This window comes from Aeromonas sp. 102P (genome assembly GCF_051920345.1).
GTDB classification, from domain to species: Bacteria; Pseudomonadota; Gammaproteobacteria; order Enterobacterales; family Aeromonadaceae; genus Aeromonas; species Aeromonas veronii.
Genome location: NZ_JBQBCZ010000001.1, coordinates 2841017 through 2859983 on the forward strand (window position 1 = coordinate 2841017; position 18967 = coordinate 2859983).

20 protein-coding genes are annotated in these 18967 nt (G+C 58.0%); 2 read left to right on the forward strand and 18 right to left on the reverse strand.

Annotated features, from left to right (window positions below):
* Positions 1-3: 3 nt before the first annotated feature.
* The 9 genes from rbsC to potA form a co-directional block, all read right to left on the reverse strand.
* Positions 4-972, reverse strand: coding sequence for a ribose ABC transporter permease (rbsC, locus tag ACTG1K_RS13295; RefSeq protein ID WP_005336670.1), 969 nt, complete (start codon positions 970-972; stop codon positions 4-6).
* Positions 969-2498: a ribose ABC transporter ATP-binding protein RbsA gene (rbsA, locus tag ACTG1K_RS13300; protein ID WP_440005685.1), complete on the reverse strand. Its 1530-nt coding sequence runs from the start codon at positions 2496-2498 to the stop codon at positions 969-971. The genes rbsC and rbsA overlap by 4 nt, the downstream gene beginning before the upstream one ends.
* Before the next feature lie 36 nt (positions 2499-2534).
* On the reverse strand, positions 2535-2954 hold the full coding sequence (gene rbsD, locus ACTG1K_RS13305) for a D-ribose pyranase (protein ID WP_069527587.1): 420 nt from the start codon (positions 2952-2954) through the stop codon (positions 2535-2537).
* A gap of 233 nt (positions 2955-3187) precedes the next feature.
* Positions 3188-3805, reverse strand: coding sequence for a glutathione S-transferase family protein (locus ACTG1K_RS13310; RefSeq protein WP_236297172.1), 618 nt, complete (start codon positions 3803-3805; stop codon positions 3188-3190).
* Positions 3806-4105: 300 nt separating this feature from the next.
* Positions 4106-4636 (reverse strand): hypothetical protein, encoded by a 531-nt coding sequence (locus ACTG1K_RS13315; RefSeq protein WP_005351942.1) that lies wholly within the window; start codon positions 4634-4636, stop codon positions 4106-4108.
* 506 nt (positions 4637-5142) lie between these two features.
* On the reverse strand, positions 5143-6210 hold the full coding sequence (locus ACTG1K_RS13320) for an extracellular solute-binding protein (RefSeq protein WP_236302606.1): 1068 nt from the start codon (positions 6208-6210) through the stop codon (positions 5143-5145).
* Positions 6211-6291: 81 nt separating this feature from the next.
* Positions 6292-7062, reverse strand: a complete 771-nt coding sequence (gene potC, locus ACTG1K_RS13325) for a spermidine/putrescine ABC transporter permease PotC (RefSeq protein ID WP_005336644.1) — start codon at positions 7060-7062, stop codon at positions 6292-6294.
* A complete protein-coding gene (gene potB / locus ACTG1K_RS13330; protein WP_193860264.1) occupies positions 7059-7946 on the reverse strand; it encodes a spermidine/putrescine ABC transporter permease PotB in 888 nt (295 codons plus the stop codon). The genes potC and potB overlap by 4 nt, the downstream gene beginning before the upstream one ends.
* Entirely contained in the window at positions 7933-9036 is a 1104-nt protein-coding gene (gene potA, locus ACTG1K_RS13335) for a spermidine/putrescine ABC transporter ATP-binding protein PotA (RefSeq protein WP_440005688.1), read from the reverse strand. Before potA ends, potB begins: the two co-directional genes overlap by 14 nt.
* Before the next feature lie 201 nt (positions 9037-9237).
* Between potA and ACTG1K_RS13340 the strand changes: the two genes are divergently transcribed.
* Both ACTG1K_RS13340 and ACTG1K_RS13345 read left to right on the forward strand, forming a co-directional pair.
* Positions 9238-9975, forward strand: coding sequence for a hypothetical protein (locus tag ACTG1K_RS13340; RefSeq protein WP_005351939.1), 738 nt, complete (start codon positions 9238-9240; stop codon positions 9973-9975).
* 16 nt (positions 9976-9991) lie between these two features.
* Complete coding sequence (locus ACTG1K_RS13345) at positions 9992-10678, forward strand: DUF2987 domain-containing protein (protein ID WP_179903886.1); 687 nt, start codon at positions 9992-9994, stop codon at positions 10676-10678.
* A gap of 102 nt (positions 10679-10780) precedes the next feature.
* Here the strand turns inward: ACTG1K_RS13345 and ttcA are convergent, their stop codons facing one another.
* The 9 genes from ttcA to ACTG1K_RS13390 all read right to left on the reverse strand — a co-directional run bounded on the left by ttcA (position 10781) and on the right by ACTG1K_RS13390 (position 18958).
* A complete protein-coding gene (gene ttcA, locus ACTG1K_RS13350; protein ID WP_440005690.1) occupies positions 10781-11689 on the reverse strand; it encodes a tRNA 2-thiocytidine(32) synthetase TtcA in 909 nt (302 codons plus the stop codon).
* A 74-nt stretch (positions 11690-11763) separates the two neighbouring features.
* Positions 11764-12711, reverse strand: coding sequence for a universal stress protein UspE (uspE, locus tag ACTG1K_RS13355; protein ID WP_005345417.1), 948 nt, complete (start codon positions 12709-12711; stop codon positions 11764-11766).
* A 151-nt stretch (positions 12712-12862) separates the two neighbouring features.
* Entirely contained in the window at positions 12863-13618 is a 756-nt protein-coding gene (locus tag ACTG1K_RS13360) for an FNR family transcription factor (protein WP_005351934.1), read from the reverse strand.
* Between the two features lie 68 nt (positions 13619-13686).
* Positions 13687-14373, reverse strand: coding sequence for a sulfite exporter TauE/SafE family protein (locus tag ACTG1K_RS13365; protein ID WP_058057692.1), 687 nt, complete (start codon positions 14371-14373; stop codon positions 13687-13689).
* Positions 14357-14545, reverse strand: coding sequence for a cbb3-type cytochrome oxidase assembly protein CcoS (ccoS, locus tag ACTG1K_RS13370; protein ID WP_440005692.1), 189 nt, complete (start codon positions 14543-14545; stop codon positions 14357-14359). The genes ACTG1K_RS13365 and ccoS overlap by 17 nt, the downstream gene beginning before the upstream one ends.
* A gap of 138 nt (positions 14546-14683) precedes the next feature.
* The gene (locus tag ACTG1K_RS13375) at positions 14684-17068 is read right to left on the reverse strand and encodes a heavy metal translocating P-type ATPase (protein WP_440005694.1); all 2385 of its coding nucleotides are present in this window, start codon (positions 17066-17068) and stop codon (positions 14684-14686) included.
* An 86-nt stretch (positions 17069-17154) separates the two neighbouring features.
* Complete coding sequence (locus tag ACTG1K_RS13380) at positions 17155-17655, reverse strand: FixH family protein (RefSeq protein WP_005345427.1); 501 nt, start codon at positions 17653-17655, stop codon at positions 17155-17157.
* Between the two features lie 140 nt (positions 17656-17795).
* Positions 17796-18779, reverse strand: a complete 984-nt coding sequence (gene ccoP, locus ACTG1K_RS13385) for a cytochrome-c oxidase, cbb3-type subunit III (RefSeq protein WP_019446377.1) — start codon at positions 18777-18779, stop codon at positions 17796-17798.
* Positions 18779-18958, reverse strand: a complete 180-nt coding sequence (locus ACTG1K_RS13390) for a CcoQ/FixQ family Cbb3-type cytochrome c oxidase assembly chaperone (protein ID WP_005336620.1) — start codon at positions 18956-18958, stop codon at positions 18779-18781. Before ACTG1K_RS13390 ends, ccoP begins: the two co-directional genes overlap by 1 nt.
* Between the last annotated feature and the right edge of the window lie 9 nt (positions 18959-18967).

Sequence of the window (18967 nt, forward strand, 5' to 3'; positions counted from 1 at the left end):
TTATTAACGATTGCTTTTGTTATCGATCATCACGGCAAGCAAGATCACGCTGGCCTTGGCGATCATCTGGTAATAGGACGATACATCGAGCAGGTTGAGGGCGTTGTTCAGGAAGCCGATGATCAGGGCACCGATCAGGGTCCCCATGATGCGGCCCTTGCCGCCCATCAGGCTGGTACCACCCAGCACCACCGCAGCGATGGCATCCAGCTCATAACCCATGCCCGCAGTGGGCTGGGCAGAGGAGAGGCGAGAGGTAACGATAAGCCCTGCCAGTGCCGAGAGCGCGCCGCACAGACCATACACCGCCAGCTTCACCCGATCCACATTGATACCGGAGAGGCGGGTAGCCGATTCGTTGCCACCCAGCGCGTAGATGTAGCGACCCAGACGGGTGTGGTTGAGCATGAACCAGGCGAGCAGGAAGACGATAGCCATCAGCCAGATGGGCACCGGCAGACCGAACAGGTAACCGGTACCGAGCCAGGCGAAGTGATCGGCGCCGTCACTGAAACCGGTGGAGATGGGGCGACCCTCGGTATAGACCATGGTGATACCACGCAGGGCGGTCATGGTGACCAGGGTAGCGATAAATGCCTGCACCTTGCCCTTGGCAATGATGAGGCCGCTGACGCCGCCCAGCAGGGCACCGGCACCCAGAGTGAGGGGCACCACCAGCCAGATGGGCAGCTCCATGGCGACCATGGTGGCGGCCAGCGCACCGCACAGGGCCAGTACCGAGCCGACCGACAGATCGATACCGGCGGTGAGAATAACCAGCGTCATACCGACTGCCATGATGGCGTTGACCGAGGTCTGGCGCAGGATGTTGAGCAGGTTGTCGGCGGTGAAGAAGTTGGGGCTCAGAAAGGAGACCACACCAATCAGGACCAGCAGCGCGACCAGGGATTTGTTCTCGATCCACCACGCCTTGCTCATGACGCCACGGCGGGAAAGGGTTTGGGTTGTCATTGGGATGCCTCTTGCTCTGCTTGCCACTGTTTACCGACTGCCGCCGCCATCAGCTTCTCCTGATTGGCATCGCGGGTGTTGAACTCTGCGCTGATGCGCCCTTCGTGCATCACCATGATGCGATCACTCATACCGAGCACTTCCGGCATCTCGGAGGAGACCAGAATGATGCTCATCCTCTCCTTCTTGAACTGGTTGATCAGCTGATAAATTTCCTTTTTCGCCCCCACGTCGACGCCGCGGGTCGGCTCGTCGAGGATCAGCACCTTGGGCCGGGTCAACAGCCCCTTGGCGATGGCCACCTTCTGCTGGTTGCCGCCGGAGAGCAGCTTGATCAGCTGATCCTGACTCGGGGTCTTGATGTTGAACAGGCGCACATAGTCACTCACCGCCTGTCGCTCGGCCTTGCCGTCAATCTTGCCGTTGCTGATGAACTCGTCGAGGGCGCAGAGACTCATGTTCTCCCGCACCGACAGCTCCAGCACCAGCCCATCGCCTTTGCGATCTTCGGAGATATAGGCGATACCGGCGGCCAGGCCATCGGCCGGACTGGTTGGCACCAGCGCGTGGCCATCTACCGTGATTTCACCGCTGCTGACAGGGCTGGCACCGTAGATCAGCTTCATCAGCTCGGTACGGCCGGAGCCCATCAGGCCGCTAAAGCCCAGAATTTCCCCCTGACGCAGGGAGAAACTCACCCCGCGCACGCCGGGACCGGCCAGATCTTTCACCTGCAGGCTGACGGGGCCAAGCTCGCGCTCAAGTCGCGGATACTGCTCTTCCAGCCGGCGACCCACCATCATCTCGATGATCTTGTCTTCATCCAGATCGCTCACCGCCTTCTCGCCAATCCACTTGCCGTCCCGCAGCACGGTGACCCGATCGCAGATCTCGAAGATCTCTTTGAGGCGGTGGGAGATATAGACGATGCCGCAACCTTGCTCACGCAGCTCGCGGATAACCTTGAACAGCTGCTCGGTCTCGGTATCGGTCAGCGCATCGGTCGGCTCGTCCATGATGATGACGCTGGCATCGAACGACAGCGCCTTGGCGATCTCCACCATCTGCTGTTCGCCGATGGAGAGATCCCCGAGTCGGGAATCCGGCCCGTGTTTGACCCCAAGTCGTGCCAGCAGGCCGCTCGCCCGCTCGCGCAGTTGTTTGTGGTCGATGCTGCCAAAACGGGTGCGCGGTTCGCGACCGAGGAAGATGTTGGCGGCAATCGACAACTCCGGCAGCAGGTTCAGCTCCTGGTGGATGATGCTGATCCCCTGATCCTGAGAGTCGCGGGGGCCCTTGAAGTGGACCGGTTGGCCGCGGTAACTGACGCTGCCCGCATCGGCCTGATAGATACCGGTCAGCACCTTCATCAGGGTGGATTTGCCGGCGCCATTTTCACCGAGCAGGGCCATCACCTGGCCCGGATAGACCCGCAGACCCGCTTCGTCGAGGGCGCGCACACCGGGGAAGGTCTTGACGATCCCGGTCAGCTCCAGAATGGGTGAGATGGGGGAGGTTGTGCTCATTTGCAGCTTCCTTGAAGAGGCCTTCTTTGAAGAATGTCAGAACGCCACACCGGCGCAGAGGATCAGGTTGGCGTAGGGAGTCACCTCGCCGCTGCGCACGATCGCCTTGCTCTGGCGGGAGCGGGTTTTGAACTCCTCATGCAGGCAGTATTCGATGGCGATGGGCTTGCCCTGGGCGGCTGCGTGAGCCTCAAGCTGATCGACCAGCGCCTGATGGGCGGCGGGGCTGATCTGCTTGATCTCGCTTGCCATGATCGCTTTCTCCACCACCAGATCGGTAAGCAGGGCAGTCAGTACGGTTGCAAGGCTGGGCGTCCCCGCCATCAGCGCCAGATCGATCCGCTCCGGACCTGCCGGAATGGGCAAGCCTGCATCGCAGACGGTGATCTCGTCGGTGTGGCCCATCTGTGCCACCAGAGCACTCAGGGGAGCATTGAGCAGTACGCCTCGTTTCATACAGCACCTCATCAGGCCTTGGCCCGTCAATCTGTGAACCGCTAGGCAACCGGTTACGCAACCGGTTGCGTCATGGCGCAAAGATAGGCTTTTTACCGGGGAAGGGCCACGGCAAAACCACGGAAATGTGAAAACGATCTCAAAGGCGGGAGAAGAAGTGCAGGGGAGGCGGCAGGAAGGGTGTCAGCAGAGCCCTGACACCCTTGTTATTTATCGAGCTATTGATTTTATGGTTAGTTGGCCAGTGCCTTGGCGACCGCCGGACGGCTCAGCATGCGCTGATAATGGTCGGCAACCTTGGGGAATTCACCGATCTCGACCCCATCGCTTTTCAGCCAGCCCGCGACCACGAACAGATAGATATCCGCCACGCTGAACTGCTCGCCCAGCACCCAGGGGCCTGCCAGATAGTGCTGCTCAATCTGGGCAAAGCCATCGCGCATATTGCTGGCGACTTTCTGCTGCATGGCGGCAATGGCCTGCTCGTCATCGGCCCAGCGGCTGCCACGGCGACCGTGGGCGTGGGAGACATGCACAGTGGAGGCGAGGAAGCTGTTGACCTCCTGCATGCGGGCCAGCAGGAACGGATTGTCCAGCGGCGCCAGCTTGGCTGCGGGGAAGCGCTGCGCCACATAGAGCAGCAGGGCCGGGGTCTCGGTCAGTGTGCCCTGCTCGGTGACAAGGGCAGGCACCCGCCCTTTGGGGTTGATGGCAAGATACGCAGGGTCACGTTGCTCCCCTGCGGCGAGGTTGACGAGACGGGGTTGGAACGGGGCATTCGCTTCCAGCAGGGCAATCTGCACGGCCATGGCACAAGTGCCGGGAGCGAAATAGAGGGTCAGATCGGACATGAATACTCCTGATTGGCTCAGGCCACCCGCGATATCGGCGAAAAACGTGTTTTCGTGATACCTCGAGGGGTCATGAAAAAAGAGAGGGGGCAACGTTTGCCCCCACAACCAATCTACACCCCACAGGGGTAATGAAAAAGCGCAGAATTAATCGGCGTTGGCCGCCTTGTTACTCGTCATACCTGAAGCCTATCGTTCAAGGCCATTAGCTTCATGGTTAAAATAAAAACTTTTGATATTAATACTCTTTTAAATACAATGTTTTTTAAATGAGTAGATCACTGTTCTGCTTGATGCATATTATGTTAGTTCTGACTTAATATCTGACCATGCTTTTTCTAAAATTTTTTGAGACTGTTCTTCAAGCGCTTTTCGGTATGCCCCGACATTTTTTGCAACGCCATCTTTCATAACAGCTTCATTATAAAGATCATGAATAAGGGATTTAATGATTTCAGTATATTCTTTATTGGCATCTAGCATTAGGTGTATTCTAGTTCTTGATGTAATTAACTGTGAGTGATACTCATAAAACGCCTCACTAGATGAAAACTGATTGTCGATATTGCGCCTCACTCTGATTGTTGAGGCTAGACTTACGAACTGAGAAATATGTTCTCTCAACTCTGTTATCCAAGCTTGTCGCAGTTCTGCCTTTTTAGCTAAATTTTGTGATTGTTGATTTTGTTTACTTATACGACCTACTGCTATAGACGTAAATATACTACCTATACCTATTAATCCCGTAATCATTATCATAGGCCAGTCGGGCGATATTGATAATAAAAATTCTTGTCCCTCACTAGATAAGACTAATCTTTCAACACTCATATTTACTCTGTAATATAATGGTGATTGGATGGGTAATGGTAATAAATAATACCATCAATTGGACTCGACTGTCTACTATACCTTGCTTTACATATCTTAAATTGGGCGAGATACACCTTAGAACCCATGAATCATAGCGATGATACAGGGTCGTATGTTCGATTAGCGAAGTGTAATCGGACGTTCGCGGTTTCGATAATACTGTACAGCCATTGCTTATAAACTCGTTTATTTTTCCCGTACTCCCACAATGGGGCAACTCTGAATCTGATCAAGATGGCCATATTTACCACAATCATCACCATACCCCCCTTCAAATCGGCTTTGAAGCTGGCTGTTTGAGAGGACGGTTGCTGTTCATATATGTTGCCTTGAATCGAGGTTCCCCGTGCCTCTCGGTGTTAAAGACTATTGCGCCGAGAAACCGTGCTGGTGGATAAAAAGAGAAGGGGGCAAATATTGCCCCCTTAATCCATTAATCCCGTCAGGGCTGATTAACCGCCGACTTAACCGGCCTTGGCCACCATGGCTTTCAGCTGCAGGAAGTACTGCTCGTAGAGGCGGGAGGCATCACCCACATCGGACTGGAATTCGCCCTTGCGCTTGATCTCGTCGCTCGGGAAGACCATGGGGTTGTTGCGAAACGCCGGGGTGAGCAGGGGAATGGCATCCTTGACCGGGGTGGGGTAGCCAATCGCCTCGGCCACCTTGGCGGCCACATCGGGGCGCATCAGGAAGTTGATCAGGGCGTGGGCCTCTTTGACATGCTTGGCCTTGGCCGGGATGGCGAGGTTATCCATCCAGAGTACCGCACCCTCTTCGGGGTAGGTCATCTGGATGGAGGGGTATTCGCGCTGGGCGCCGTAGGCCGAGCCGTTCCACAGCATACCGATATTGACCTCACCGGCGATAAAGGGGTCGGCCGGGTTGTCGGAGTTGAACGCCTTGACGTTGGGCATCAGCTTTTTCAGGTATTCGAAGGCTTCGGCAATTTGCGCCTTGTCCTGGGTGTTGGGGCTGTAACCCAGCTGCACCAGCGAGATATGGAACACCTCGCGGGCATCGTCCATCAGCAGCAGGCTCTCTTTCCACTCCGGTGCCCAGAGTTGCTTCCAGCTGGTGACCGGCTGCTCGATGATGTCAGTGTTGGTGCCGATGCCGGTTGCGCCCCAGATATAGGGGATGGAGTAGCGGTTGTCCGGGTCGTACTCGTGGTTGAGCAGGGTGGGGTCGAGGTGCTTGAAGTTGGGCAGCTGGGCGCGATCCAGCGGTTGCAGCATTCCCTCTTTGGCCATTTTCGAGATGAAGTAGGTGCTGGGCACCACCACGTCATAGCCGTCGCCATGGGTTTTCAGCTTGGCGTAGAGGGTCTCGTTGGATTCGTAGGTGGAGTAGATCACCTTGATACCGGTCTCTTGCTGGAACTGCTCCAGCAGGCCGTCCGGCACATATTCCGACCAGTTGTAGAAGTAGACCACCTTGTCGTCGGCCGCGTGAGCGCTCTGGCTCAGCAGCGGGGTCGTGAGGGTGAGGGCGGCTGCCAGCAGGGCGCCGGCCTTGTGTTGGATTGTCATCAACAACTCCTTGGGGTTATGGGGCCTTGCGGCCCACCGTGACAGAGTTCGCCAAAGATGGCGGGGACGAAACGAGCAGGGTCAACCCTGCCGTTTACGCAGTAACAGTTGCGCCAGCAGCACCATCCCGAGGGAGGCGACCAGCATCAGGGTGGCCAGGGCGTTGACCTCGGGGGATACCCCCACCTTGACCATGGAGTAGATCTTGAGCGGCAGGATCTCGTAGGCCGGGCCGGTAACAAAGGAGCTCACTACCACGTCGTCCAGCGACAGGGTAAAGGAGAGCAGCCAGCCCGCCATCACCGCCGGCAGCGCCAGCGGCAGTATGATGCGGCGCAGGATGATCCACTCGCCAGCCCCCAGGTCCCGCGCTGCCTCCAGCATCCGCACATCAAAACCGCACAGCCGCGAGTAGACGGTGATCACCACGAACGGCAGACAGAAGGTGATGTGGGCGATCAGCAGCGACCAGAAGCCGAGCGCAATGCCGGTCACCACAAACAGGGTCAGCAGCGAAATGGCCATCACGATATCGGGGGACATCATCACCACAAACAGCATGCCGCTCACGTACTGCTTACCGCGAAAACGGTAGCGAAACAGCGCCACGGCGGTGAGGGTGCCGATCAGGGTGGCCGCGGTGGCGGTGAGGGCGGCGATGGTCAGGGAGTGCTGGGCCGCCTGCATCAGACTGGCGCTGGCAAACAGCTTTTCATACCAGCCCAGGGTAAAGCCGCGCCAGTCGATGCCATATTTCGACAGGTTGAAGGAGTTGGCGATCAGCACCCCGATGGGCACATAGAGATAGCCAAACACCAGCAGCAGGAACAGAGCTTTCAGTGCGCGCATCATGCCAGCTCCCCCTTCTTGCTCAATAGCTTGCCTGCCCGCCAGTAGCAGTAGACCAACAGCGCCATCAGCACCGTCAGCATCACGCTGATGGCCGCACCAAAGGGCCAGTCACGGCTGTTGAGGAACTGGGTCTTGATCAGGTTGCCGATCAGCAGGTGCTTGGCGCCCCCCAGCAAGTCGGAGACATAGAACATCCCCATGGCGGGCAGGAACACCAGTAGACAACCGGCGATGATGCCGGGCAGGGTGAGGGGCAGAATGATCCGCACCAGCCGCTGCCAGCCGTTGGCGCCAAGATCACGCGCCGCCTCCAGCAAACGGCCATCCAGCTTCTCGATGCTGGAGTAGAGCGGCAGCACCATAAAGGGGAGCAGCACATAGACCAGCCCGATGATGACGGCCACCTCGGTATACATCATCTGCAGCGGCCGCTCGATGAGCCCCAGATCCAGCAGCCAGCCATTGATCAGCCCCCGGGTACCGAGCAGCACTTTCAGCGCATAGGTACGAATGAGAGAGTTGGTCCAGAACGGCACCACCACCAGAAACAGCAGCAGCGGGCGGATACGCGCTGGCAGATGGGCCAGCAGCCAGGCAAAGGGGTAACCCACCAGCAAGCAGATGCTTGTAGCGAGCAGCGCCAGCCAGAGGGAGTGGAGCAGCACTTCGAAATAGAGGGGGTCCAGCAGGCGGCCATAGTTGCTCAGGGTAAAGAGCGGCGCGATAAGTTCGGACTCATCCCGGGTGAGGAAGCTGACGCCGATGATCATCAGGTTGGGCAGGAAGACAAACAGCGTCAGCCAGCCGAGGATCAGCGCGATGGCCGTGTTGCGAAAGCCGTTGTGGGCAAAGCTGTGCGGTACCCGCAGATTAGTGAGGCTCATAGGGCAACACCACCTCCCAGCTGTCAACCCAGTGGATCGCCACCTCCTGACCGAGACGGTAGTCAAAATCGGGGTCATCTTCGTCGAAGAACTCGGAGATAAGCAGCTGTTTTCCGCTCTCTAACGCGATCACCGAATCCAGCGTCGCCCCCTTATAGTTGCGCTCGCGGATGTTGCCCCGCAGCGCGCCACTTTGATCGTCATCCTGATCGAGAATGCGCAGATCTTCCGGGCGCAGCAACACCAGCACCTTGTCGTCTGGCTGGAACGGCAAGGTGGTATGAAGCAGGCACTCGCGCCCCTCTACCTCGGCCTGCCAGATGCCGGGCTCGCGCTGGCTGATCAGCTTGCCATCCATCACGTTGATCTCGCCGATAAAGCGGGCCACGAACAGGTTGGCTGGCGATTCGTAGATATCGCGCGGGGTGCCGCGCTGGATTATCTTGCCGCCTTCCATCACCAGGATGCGATCAGACATGGTGAGCGCCTCTTCCTGATCATGGGTAACGAAGACAAAGGTGATGCCAAGGCGACGTTGCAGCGCCTTGAGCTCGCTCTGCATCTGTTTGCGCAGCTTGTAGTCGAGCGCCGAGAGGGATTCGTCGAGCAGCAGCAGGCGGGGCTTGTTGACCACGGCGCGGGCGATGGCGACCCGTTGTTGCTGGCCGCCGGAGAGCTGATCCGGGCGGCGGTTGGCCAGCTCGGTGAGCTGCACCATGGCGAGGGTCTCCTCGACCCGCTGGCGGATCTCGCTGGCCGGTACTTTCTGCATCTCGAGGCCAAAGGCGACGTTTTCAAACACCGTCATATGAGGGAAGAGCGCATAGCTCTGGAACACGGTGTTGATGTGCCTGCGTTCGGCGGGGATATGGGTGATCTCGTCACCGGCCAGATGGATGGAGCCACCGTCGACCGATTCGAGCCCGGCCAGCAGGCGCAGCAGGGTGGTCTTGCCACAGCCGGAAGGGCCCAGCAGGGTAAGAAATTCACCGTCATAGATTTCAAGGTCAAGGTCACTCAGGATCACCTTGCCATCGTATTTTTTGCTGATCTTGTTCAGCGCAACAATTACCTGTGGATTGTTCATCATCCGCCAGTCTCACCCCAGCCAGTGGCCATCGTGTTGAAAGAGGGCCGCATTCTATGCAGCCAATCCATGAAATCAAAGGCTTTTTGGCCCGAATTAGCCGCAAGTGCGCAGGAAAAACGGCTACGAATAGCAGACCAAATCGCTATAATGTGCCACCTGATTTGGTCGTTTTCGATATTGGATAGTCAATTGAGTAATAAAATGCGTATTGGCGGCTCCCTTGAGCAGTCTCTGAACCAGGGCTACCGCCTTGATCTGAAAGGGGTCATCCAGGAGGGATGGCAACAGACCCGCCGTACCGGATTTGGCCTGCTGCTGGCGATTGTCGGGGTGACGGCGATCTGGATCCTGCTCAGCAATGTGCTGCTGTTGCCCTATCTGGGGGATGATAGCCAGATGAATGTGGCCATGGTGCTGAGCCTGCTGATGACGGTGGTGATGGCCCCCATGACCAGCTCCCTCGATATGCTGGGGTTGCAGCAGTCGGTCGGGGTGCGCGCCCGCGCTAACCAGGTGTTCGACTTCTTCCGCCACTTTGTACGCCTCGGCATGTTGAGCCTGCTTGGCAGTCTGCTCACCAGCCTGTTTGGCCCGCTATTCGATCTGCTGGGATTGCCCGCCGTACTCTCTTTCATTCCCTCGGCCCTGATCGGCATGGGGCTGCTCTTTACCGTCCCACTGGTGCTGGAGCGTGGCTTGACGCCGCCCCAGGCCATTCTGGTTTCTCTCAAGCTCTTTGCGCGCGGCTGGCCCAGCATTGTGCTGTTCCACGGCGTGATGACCGCGCTCTTCTTCCTGGCTCTGATCCCCATGGGGTTGGGGCTTATCTGGGTGGCACCGCTCTATTTCAACTGCAAGGGGATCCTCTATCGGGATCTCTGCGGGGTGGGGGTAGAGGTTAACGAGGTGACAGAAGGCCCCAACCATTTCAATGCATGATGCAAAAGGACGTTGAATGACCCGTCGATATGGAGTGACCAAGGCTGTGCGCCAGAGCCTGCTGGCAACGCTATTGCTGCCAGGGCTGGCGCTGGCTGAGCCGGTGCTGGATCTGCAATACAGCACCTTTTACAGCCAGATGAAGACCTTTGCCAAAGGGGAGTTTGGTCACGCCAGACTGGGGTTTTATCTGACCGATCCGCAAAATGGTCAGCGCTGTGGCCTCACCTTTGCCCGGGTTGCAACCGACAGCAAGGAGGTCGCAGGAGAGGTAACGGTCGATAGCGAACTGCGCCTGCCTTTTGATGAGGATCTCAACCTCGACAAGGGGATCGTGACCGTCGGCCTGAAAGAAGAGCACGCCACATGCGATATGACGGTACAGGTGATGGCCGACGCACCAAATGGCCCCGAGCTGCCGCTGGCGGAGTTGGCGGCCCGTCAGCAGCAGATGCAGTCGTTGCTCGACAAGATGGCGGGCATGGTCGGCAAGCACTTCCTGCCGAAGATGGAAGGGGTACGCATTACCCTGGTGCAGCAGAGCGGCACTGCTTATCTGATTGATGGCGCCCGTCAGGAGGCGCTGCCCTGGCAGGAAGGCCACCTGCTGCTGAGCAATGAGCAACTGGCCGCGTTCGCTGCCGGGCAACTGCGCCTGCAGGGTGACGTGTTGCGACTGACCCCCTGGTTGCACAAGGGCTGATGCCGATGGTGTTGTCACGTTGGTAACAGGCAGATCAAGAAAGCAAAAAGGAGCGATGATCGCTCCTTTTTTATTGCGTGGCGTTTGCCCTGTGACGGCGGCTTAGCGCACTTCAATCACATCCAGCATGTCCATCTCGTCGATGTCCAGCAGCGGCGCCTTTGGCATCTCGGGCGGATCAAACGCCTTGTCGCCACCATCGATGATGCCGGAGTAGCGGTTGATGCTCTTGAAGTCAAACAGCTTGTGATCGAGCAGGTGGCTCGGGATCACGTCCTGAATGGCGGTGAACATGGTCTCGATACGACCGGGGAAGCGGCGATCCCAATCCTGCATCATCTGCTTGATGGCCTGACGCTGCAGGTTCTCTTGCGAGCCGCACAGGTTACACGGAATGATGGGGAAGGCTTTGACGTCGGCGTAGCGGATCAGATCCTTCTCTTTGCAGTAGGCCAGCGGGCGGATCACCACGTTCTTGCCATCGTCGCTCACCAGCTTGGGCGGCATGGACTTGAGCTTGCCACCGTAGAACATGTTGAGGAACAGGGTCTCGAGGATGTCGTCGCGGTGGTGGCCAAGGGCAATCTTGGTGCAACCCAGCTCTTGGGCGGTGCGGTAGAGAATACCGCGGCGCAGCCGTGAGCAGAGGGAGCAGGTGGTTTTGCCTTCCGGTACCTTCTCCTTGACGATGGAGTAGGTATCTTCCTCGACGATCTTGTACTCGATACCGAGGGAATCCAGATACTCGGGCAGCACATGCTCGGGGAAGCCGGGCTGCTTCTGATCCAGGTTGACGGCAACCAGATCGAAATGGATGGGGGCGCTGGCTTTGAGGCTCATCAGTATGTTGAGCATACCGAAGCTGTCCTTGCCGCCGGAGAGGCAGACCATGACCTTGTCGCCCTCTTCAATCATGTTGAAGTCGGCAATGGCCTGACCCACGTTGCGCCGCAGGCGCTTTTGCAGTTTGTTGAAACTGTATTTTTCTTTGGCGTTCAGCTCTTCTAGCATGCTCGTAAAACCCGGGACACAAATAAGCGCGTTATTATAGCCATGTCCCGGGGGAGGGCAAGGTGCCAGGCACCTTATGATTGATTGCGACGGCTGTCGACCGGGCAGCTGTAGTCCGCCGGTTTGAGGATCAGGATGTCGCAGGAGAGGCGGTCAATCACATGTTCGGCGGTATTGCCGAGCAGAGCAGCAGAAAGCCCGGTACGGCCGACGCAGCCCATGATCATCAGGGTCGCCTTGAGCTCTTCGGCCATATCCGGCAACACCTCTTCCGGTAGTCCTTCAGCTACCCGGGTCCAGAGATGACCGATCCCGAACTTGTCGGCATGGCTGAGCAGCAGGCTTTCGTGGTGCTTGCGGATCGCTTCGTTGTAGGCGTTGGGATCAAACTCCGGCAGCTCGATAGCCACGTTGACCGGGGTGCCCGGGTAGGTGTTGACCAGATAGAGGTTGGAGCCCAGCAGCTCGGCGATGTCACTCCCCTCCTGGGTGATCCGTTCGTTGAGCAGTTTCTGATCCGGATCGTCGCTTGAGCAGTTGATGGCGGCGATGATGTTGCCGCCCCGTTGCCAGTGACCCTCTTTGACCAGCAGCACCGGACAGGGGCATTTGCGCAGCAGGTGCCAGTCGGTGGGAGTAAAGATGAAGGTTTGCAGGAAGCTGTGATGGTGAGTGGCTTTGACCACCAGATCGTGGCGCTGCTCCAGCACTTCCTGAATGACACACTCGAAGGGGCGATTGTGCCAGACCACTTTCACTTCGCACTCGATCCCCTGTGCCCGATAGGGGGTCAGGATCTCGTCCAGCCACTCACGTCGCTGTGAAATGACGCCGTCGCGCATCTCTTGCCGCTCGTCCACCGAGAGCATGGCGGTCATTTCATACGAGAAGTCATAGATGGTGAGCAGCAGGGTCAGATGGGCGTTTTCGTCCAGCTCGGCGACTTTGACTGCCCGTTCGAGGGCGATTTGACGCTCCTCTTCTGGATTGATAACCACCAGAATATTCTGATATTTGACCATCTTCTCCTCCTTGGAAAAGTCCAATGACAGCAGAATCTTAGCCATTACAGCTTAGCGCAGGAGGAGGGGATGGGGAACGGACCGGATCACATTCCAGAGGAAAGGATCCGGCAGGGAAAGCAGGAGAAAAGGGGGAGGGTAAGCGGAAAAATCAGCCGCAGGGCGGGCGAGTTGCACCGGCCATCATGCCAAGGGCGACCTGATCCAGCACGGTAATGTATTTGCCTTTAACGCTGATGAGACCGGACTTCTGGAAACGGCCGAGCAGACGACTGATGGTCTCGACGGTCAGTCCCAGATAGTTGCCAATGTCACCACGGGTCATGGAGAGACGGAACTCCTTGGCGGAGAAGCCGCGTTCGGAGAAGCGTACCGACAGATTGTGCAGGAAGGCGGCGAGGCGCTCTTCGGCATTTTTCTTGGAGAGCAGCAGGATCATCTCCTGATCGCCCATAATTTCGCTGCTCATCAGACGCATGATCTGCTGGCGCAGTTTGGGCATCTTGCCGGAGAGATCATCCAGCACTTCAAAGGGGATCTCGCACACCATGGCTGTTTCCAGCGCCTGGGCGAAGGAGGGGTGTGCCTGCTTGTTGATGGCATCAAACCCGACCAGATCGCCAGCCAGGTGGAACGCAGTGATCTGCTCATCCCCTTGCTCGGTGATGGTGTAAGACTTGATGGTCCCGGAACGGATGGCATAGAGCGATTTGAACTCATCGCCAGCCTTAAACAGCTCTTCACCCTTCTGGATCGGCTTCTTGCGCTCGATGATGCTGTCCAGCTGATCAAGCTCGTTGTCGTTCAGAGTGAAAGGGATACAGAGCTGACTGATGCTGCAATCCTGGCAATGAATTGCACAGCCACCGCTCTGGATACGTCTGCCAGGTTTCTTTTCCGGGATCATAGGCTCATACGAATAATTGATTTATATCAAACAAGTTTACCATCAACTCATCCGTTTTGGATAGGGTTTCAAAAGGAAGCAATGCCAATCCAGAAGGTATGTACCCCGAACAAAATGAGCAGCAGGGCACCGCCAAGGCGCAAACTGCGCAGGGTGAGCCAGTATCTCAGGCGATCGGCAAGCCCGCCCAACGCAAACAGGGTGGGCAGGGTGCCGAGACCAAAAAAGAGCATGATGAGCGCACCGCCACTGGCCGAACCGGCCGCCGCGCTCCAAGTCAGCATGGAGTAGACCAGCCCGCAAGGCAGCCAACCCCACACCATGCCAAAGGGCAGTGCCTGCAAAGGCGAGGTGAAGGGGAGAAATTTGCCCGCCAGCGGTTTGATACGGGGCCAAAGTCTTGCGCCGAGCCGCTCAAGTAGCAAGATCCCTTGCCACCAGCCCGCCAGATAAAGGCCAAGCGCAATCATCAATAACGCCGCTACCAGGCGCAAGCCGGCAATAGCGTGTTTGCCAGCGCCCAGCTCGCTGGTGGTGGCGAGCAGGCCACCCACCAGTGCACCTGCGATGACATAGCTCAGGATCCGACCGAGGTTGTAGTTGAGCAGATAGGCGAGTCGTCCCCAAAAATGCTGCTTGTTGGCGGGGATCGCCATGGAGAGCGCGGCGGAGACGCCACCGCACATGCCGATACAGTGTGCAGAGCCTGCCAGTCCGACCAGCAGGGCGCCGGCCAGATCAAGGTTGTGAGTCATGGTCAGCAGGCTTTGCGGGTTTGTGGGCAGGTTGTTCTTCGTCAAACAGGATGTTGGAACCCTGCCGGTCGAGATCTTCAAACTGCTCGGAGCGAATGGCCCAGAAGAAGAGGACCCCGGCGATGATCACAAACAGGATGGCGATGGGGATCAGGACAAAAATTATATTCATGAGAGGTACCTTGGCGTTCATCCTTGGCAAGCGTCCCCTATGGTAACCCTGTTCGGGCAGAGGGCCAGCCGCTATCAATTAGAAATGTGGCCTGCATCGGAGGCAGGCCACATTTTCAGCTATTTTCCACCACCAGCCTCATCGGTTGAGGCGCATCGAGTTGGTTACCACGATGAGTGAACTGAGCGACATGCCCGCCGCCGCTAGATAGGGGGGGAGCCAGCCGCAGGCTGCCAGCGGCAGCACCAGCAGGTTGTAACCGATGGACCAGGCGAAGTTCTCGATGATGATCTTGCGGGTACGCATTGCCAGCACTCTTGCCTCGAGCAGTCGGCTCAGGTCATCGGCCAGCAGGATGGCATCGGCGCTGTTTTTCGCCAGATCGGTGCCACCGGCCATGGCAAACGAGGCGTGAGCGCCAGCCAGTACCGGCGCGTCGTTGATGCCATCGCCCACCATGATGCTGACATCCCCTTGTGCTTCCCGGGCCTTGAGGTAGGCCAGCTTGCCATCGGGCGAGACCCCCTTGACCAGCTCATCCACGCCCAGCTCGCGGGCAATCTCGTCTGCCTGCAAAGAGCTGTCGCCAGTCAGCACGGTAGTTTGCAGACCTGCTGCCTTGAATGCCGCGATCAGCGCCCTGGCATCGGGGCGCAGGGTATCTTCCAGATTGAAGCGGGCCAAGACCTGCTGCTCGTCGGCCAGATAGATAGCCAGACCGCGGCCGCGTTCTTGCGCCGGATCCAGCCCAAGCCAGCGGGCACTGCCGATGCGGTAGCGTACGCCATTCACCAGCGCTGTGATGCCGTGACCGATGACCGGGGTGATCTCGCGGGCGGATGGCAGCACACTGATACTGTCGGCGGGCAGCCGGAAGGCGCGGGCAATGGGGTGTTCGGATTGCGCCTCCATGGCCCGGGCGATGGCGAGGCATTGCGTCTCGTCCATCTCTGCCAAGATGGTGGTGCCTGTCAGACTGATCTCACCTGTGGTCAGGGTGCCAGTCTTGTCCATCACGATCCGGTTGGCCTTGGTCAGCAAGTCCAGCACATGACCACGGCGCAGCAGAATGCCGTTGCGGGTCAGATTGGCGGTGGCCGAGGTTAGCGCCGTCGGGGTGGCCAGCGACAGAGCACAGGGGCAGGTGGCCACCAGCACGGCGAGGGTGACCCAGAACGCCTGATCCGGTTGATGGAAGTGCCAGAAAGTCCAGACCGCGGCGGCAATGATCAGCAGCACCAGAATAAAGTGGCGCGACAGCTGATCCGCCATCTGGGCGATGGCCGGTTTATCATCGAGGGCGTGATCCTGCAGCCGCATGATCTGGGCGATCCGCGACTCTTCAATACGGTGGCTGACCCGGATCTGCAGCGGTGCATCCGTGTTGATGGTGCCGGCATAGACCTGATCACCGCGCTGTTTGAGCAGGGGCAGCTGTTCACCGGTCAGCATGGATTCGTTGATGCTGGCTTGTCCTTCGACAATGATGCCGTCCGCCGGCAAGGTGGCGCCAGCCAGCACACGTACCCGATCGCCGACCTGCAAGGTCTTGGCCGCTACCTCATGTTCCCCTTCATCATCGATGCGGGTCGCCATGATGGGCACCAGTCTGGCCAGGTTGGAGCTCGACTCCGACGCCTTGCGCCGGGCCCGCAACTCGAGAAAGCGCCCCAGCAGCAGGAAGAAGACGAACATGGTGATGGAGTCGTAATAGACCTCACCGGTATTGAACACGGTGGCCCACATGGAGGCGATAAAAGCCCCGATCAGCGCCAGCGACACCGACACATCCATCGACAGGTGACCCTGTTTCAGGCTGCGCCAGGCACCCACGTAAAAGGGCTGGGCCGAGTAGATCATGATGGGGGTTGAGAGCAGCAGGCTTATCCACTTGAAGTAGACCATGAACTCATCTTCAACGCTGATGAAGAGATCCATGTAGAGGGCCACGGCGCACATCATCACCTGCATCGAGCCCAGCCCCGCCAGTGCCAGCCGGAACATATAGCTGCGCACCTCTTTGGCGTAGAGCGCCTCCTGTTGATGGGTCTGGAACGGGTAGGCGCGATAGCCGATCTGGGCGAATCCCTTGAGAATGTCGCTCAGGGAAAGCTGGTCCGGATCCCACTTGATGCGGGCCCGATGGGTGGTGGTGTTGACGTTGATGTAGCGCAGGCCCGTCAGGGTCATCAGGTGGCGTTCGATCAACCAGGCACAGGCGGCGCAGGTGAGCCCTTCTACTGTCAGCTGGATTTCGCGAAGGGTACCGCTGTCGGTGACAAAATCCTGTTGCACTTCTGCCAGATCGTAGTGGGTGAGGGCGGCCAGCTCCTCGGGTACCAGATCCCCCTTGGTACCGGGGGCGGTGCGGTGATCGTAGTAACTGGCGAGGCCGCACTCCATGATGGTTTCAGCCACAGCCTGACAACCGGGGCAGCACATGGGGCGAACAATCCCCTTTATCTCGAGGGCATAGCCACTATTGGCGGGTACCGGCTCGCCACAGTGAAAGCAGGGGGTCATGCGTTATGCCTCCCTGAATGCAGAATGCAAGCAGCAGGGGCGGTGGCGAGCACCGGCTCGCCACAGTGAGAACAGCCGGTCATGGCTTAGCGTCCTTTCGGGTCGAGTTCGACAGGGGCCAGGGTAGGCAGCTGGACGGTCTCTTGCAATCGCCACTGGTGATCAAAGGCATCGACCCGAATGTGCCACTTGCCGACCAGCGGCTTGTCGAAATGGAGGCGATAGGTGCCGCTCGCATCGGCGGTGATCATGTGTTCGCTGTCCTGACCGGCCAAGGTCGGGTGAAACAATGAGAGATAGAGAGCTTGCCCGGCAGGAATGTCACCGCTGATGGGTTTGAGGGTCAGTTCGTTGCCGTCAACCTCCAGCCCAAAGCGGATATTGAGGGCTTCGGAGCGGTCAAACTTGCTCAAGTCCTGATTGATCTCTTTCCCTTGTTTGTAATAGTCCTCGGCCACTAGATTGACCCCATCCTTGCTGGCGATGATGGCGGTGGCGATGCTGCCGACAACAGCGGCAGTGGGGAGGGCGATGATAAACCAGGGCCAGAATTGGCGATACCACGGTTTGGATAGAGGTTGGGTCATGATTGCTACTGCCATGAAACGAATGATTAACGTGGAAGATGGTTTTTACGCAACACAAGATAACAAAAAGCCTCGAGGAGTCGAGGCTTTTTGCTGTGTAATCACGTGTTTATCACATGTTACAACGTTACGGGCGAACCTTATTTGGCAGACTGTTGATGAGACAGGCTGTAAACGTAGGAGGCCAGCAGGTGAACCTTGTCCTCACCCAGAATGTCTTTCCAGGCTGGCATCACACCGTGACGACCGTGGGTGATGGTTTGTACCACCACTTCGCGGGAGCCACCGTAGAGCCAGGTGTTGTTGGTCAGATCTGGCGCTCCGACGGCAACACCGCCCTTGGCATCAGCCCCGTGGCAGGCAGCGCAGATGGCAAAGCGTGCTTCACCTTTCTTCGCTTCCACCAAGTCGACCTTGCGACCGGAGAGGCTCAGCACATAGGAGGCCACTTCCTGAACGCCATCTTTGCCGAGGATTTCACCCCAGGCAGCCATGATCCCCTGACGACCGCCCATGATGGTGGTCTTGATTTGATCTGGCTGGCCGCCCCATTGCCATTCGCTGTCGGTCAGGTTCGGGAAGCCGCGGCCACCGCGGGCATCGGATCCGTGGCACTGGGAGCAGTTCTGCAGGAACAGACGCTGACCCACTTTCAGGGCTTCCGGATCCTTGGCGATTTCGGTAATGGCACGATAGGTTTTGCCATCCGCTTCATAGGTGAGTTCACGGAACTTGGCGCCGTAGATCTCGTCAGCCTTGGCGACCTCACGGTCATACTCCACCGCGCGACCTTCAGCCTTGGCCGATTCGGTTGCAGCCTTGGACTCGGCCAGCGAGCGCACGTCCTGGTTGGAACTTTGCCAGCCCAGCAGGCCTTTGAAGTTGCCAAGCCCCGGGAAGGCGATCAGATAGACCAGACCGGTGACGATGAAGAAGAGGAACATGTAAGTCCACCACTTCGGCAGCGGGTTGTTGATCTCCTCGATGCCATCGAAGGAGTGTCCCATCGATTTGCCTTCTTCAACACCCATCTTGTCCTTGCGGCACCACATCAGCAGCAAGAAGCAGCCGAGGATGGTTCCCAGACTGATGACAGTCACAAAAATGCTAAACAGAGTGCTCATTATTGTTTCGCTCCTGCGTTCTTTTTATCAGCACCGGGTTGCTCATCATCGGCAAAAACCAGATTGGCAGCCTCGTCGAAAGAGGTCTTGCGGCGTTTGCTGTAGGCCCAGACGATGATGCCAATCATGATGGCCATCAACAGCAGGGTATACAGACCGCGAAATGTGCCGTAGTCCATTTTCGCCTC

Coding starts and splice junctions, on each gene's coding strand:
- uspE (WP_005345417.1), bottom strand. CDS start 12,711: ATGGTCAAATATCAGAATATTCTGGTGGTTATCAATCCAGAAGAGGAG.
- ccoP (WP_019446377.1), bottom strand. CDS start 18,779: ATGAGCACTCTGTTTAGCATTTTTGTGACTGTCATCAGTCTGGGAACC.
- ACTG1K_RS13390 (WP_005336620.1), bottom strand. CDS start 18,958: ATGGACTACGGCACATTTCGCGGTCTGTATACCCTGCTGTTGATGGCC.
- rbsA (WP_440005685.1), bottom strand. CDS start 2,498: ATGAGCACAACCTCCCCCATCTCACCCATTCTGGAGCTGACCGGGATC.
- ACTG1K_RS13310 (WP_236297172.1), bottom strand. CDS start 3,805: ATGTCCGATCTGACCCTCTATTTCGCTCCCGGCACTTGTGCCATGGCC.
- ccoS (WP_440005692.1), bottom strand. CDS start 14,545: ATGAATATAATTTTTGTCCTGATCCCCATCGCCATCCTGTTTGTGATC.
- potA (WP_440005688.1), bottom strand. CDS start 9,036: ATGATGAACAATCCACAGGTAATTGTTGCGCTGAACAAGATCAGCAAA.
- ACTG1K_RS13375 (WP_440005694.1), bottom strand. CDS start 17,068: ATGACCCCCTGCTTTCACTGTGGCGAGCCGGTACCCGCCAATAGTGGC.
- ACTG1K_RS13360 (WP_005351934.1), bottom strand. CDS start 13,618: ATGATCCCGGAAAAGAAACCTGGCAGACGTATCCAGAGCGGTGGCTGT.
- ttcA (WP_440005690.1), bottom strand. CDS start 11,689: ATGCTAGAAGAGCTGAACGCCAAAGAAAAATACAGTTTCAACAAACTG.
- ACTG1K_RS13340 (WP_005351939.1), top strand. CDS start 9,238: ATGCGTATTGGCGGCTCCCTTGAGCAGTCTCTGAACCAGGGCTACCGC.
- ACTG1K_RS13345 (WP_179903886.1), top strand. CDS start 9,992: ATGACCCGTCGATATGGAGTGACCAAGGCTGTGCGCCAGAGCCTGCTG.
- ACTG1K_RS13320 (WP_236302606.1), bottom strand. CDS start 6,210: ATGACAATCCAACACAAGGCCGGCGCCCTGCTGGCAGCCGCCCTCACC.
- ACTG1K_RS13380 (WP_005345427.1), bottom strand. CDS start 17,655: ATGACCCAACCTCTATCCAAACCGTGGTATCGCCAATTCTGGCCCTGG.
- rbsD (WP_069527587.1), bottom strand. CDS start 2,954: ATGAAACGAGGCGTACTGCTCAATGCTCCCCTGAGTGCTCTGGTGGCA.
- rbsC (WP_005336670.1), bottom strand. CDS start 972: ATGACAACCCAAACCCTTTCCCGCCGTGGCGTCATGAGCAAGGCGTGG.
- potB (WP_193860264.1), bottom strand. CDS start 7,946: ATGAGCCTCACTAATCTGCGGGTACCGCACAGCTTTGCCCACAACGGC.
- ACTG1K_RS13365 (WP_058057692.1), bottom strand. CDS start 14,373: ATGACTCACAACCTTGATCTGGCCGGCGCCCTGCTGGTCGGACTGGCA.
- potC (WP_005336644.1), bottom strand. CDS start 7,062: ATGATGCGCGCACTGAAAGCTCTGTTCCTGCTGCTGGTGTTTGGCTAT.
- ACTG1K_RS13315 (WP_005351942.1), bottom strand. CDS start 4,636: ATGAGTGTTGAAAGATTAGTCTTATCTAGTGAGGGACAAGAATTTTTA.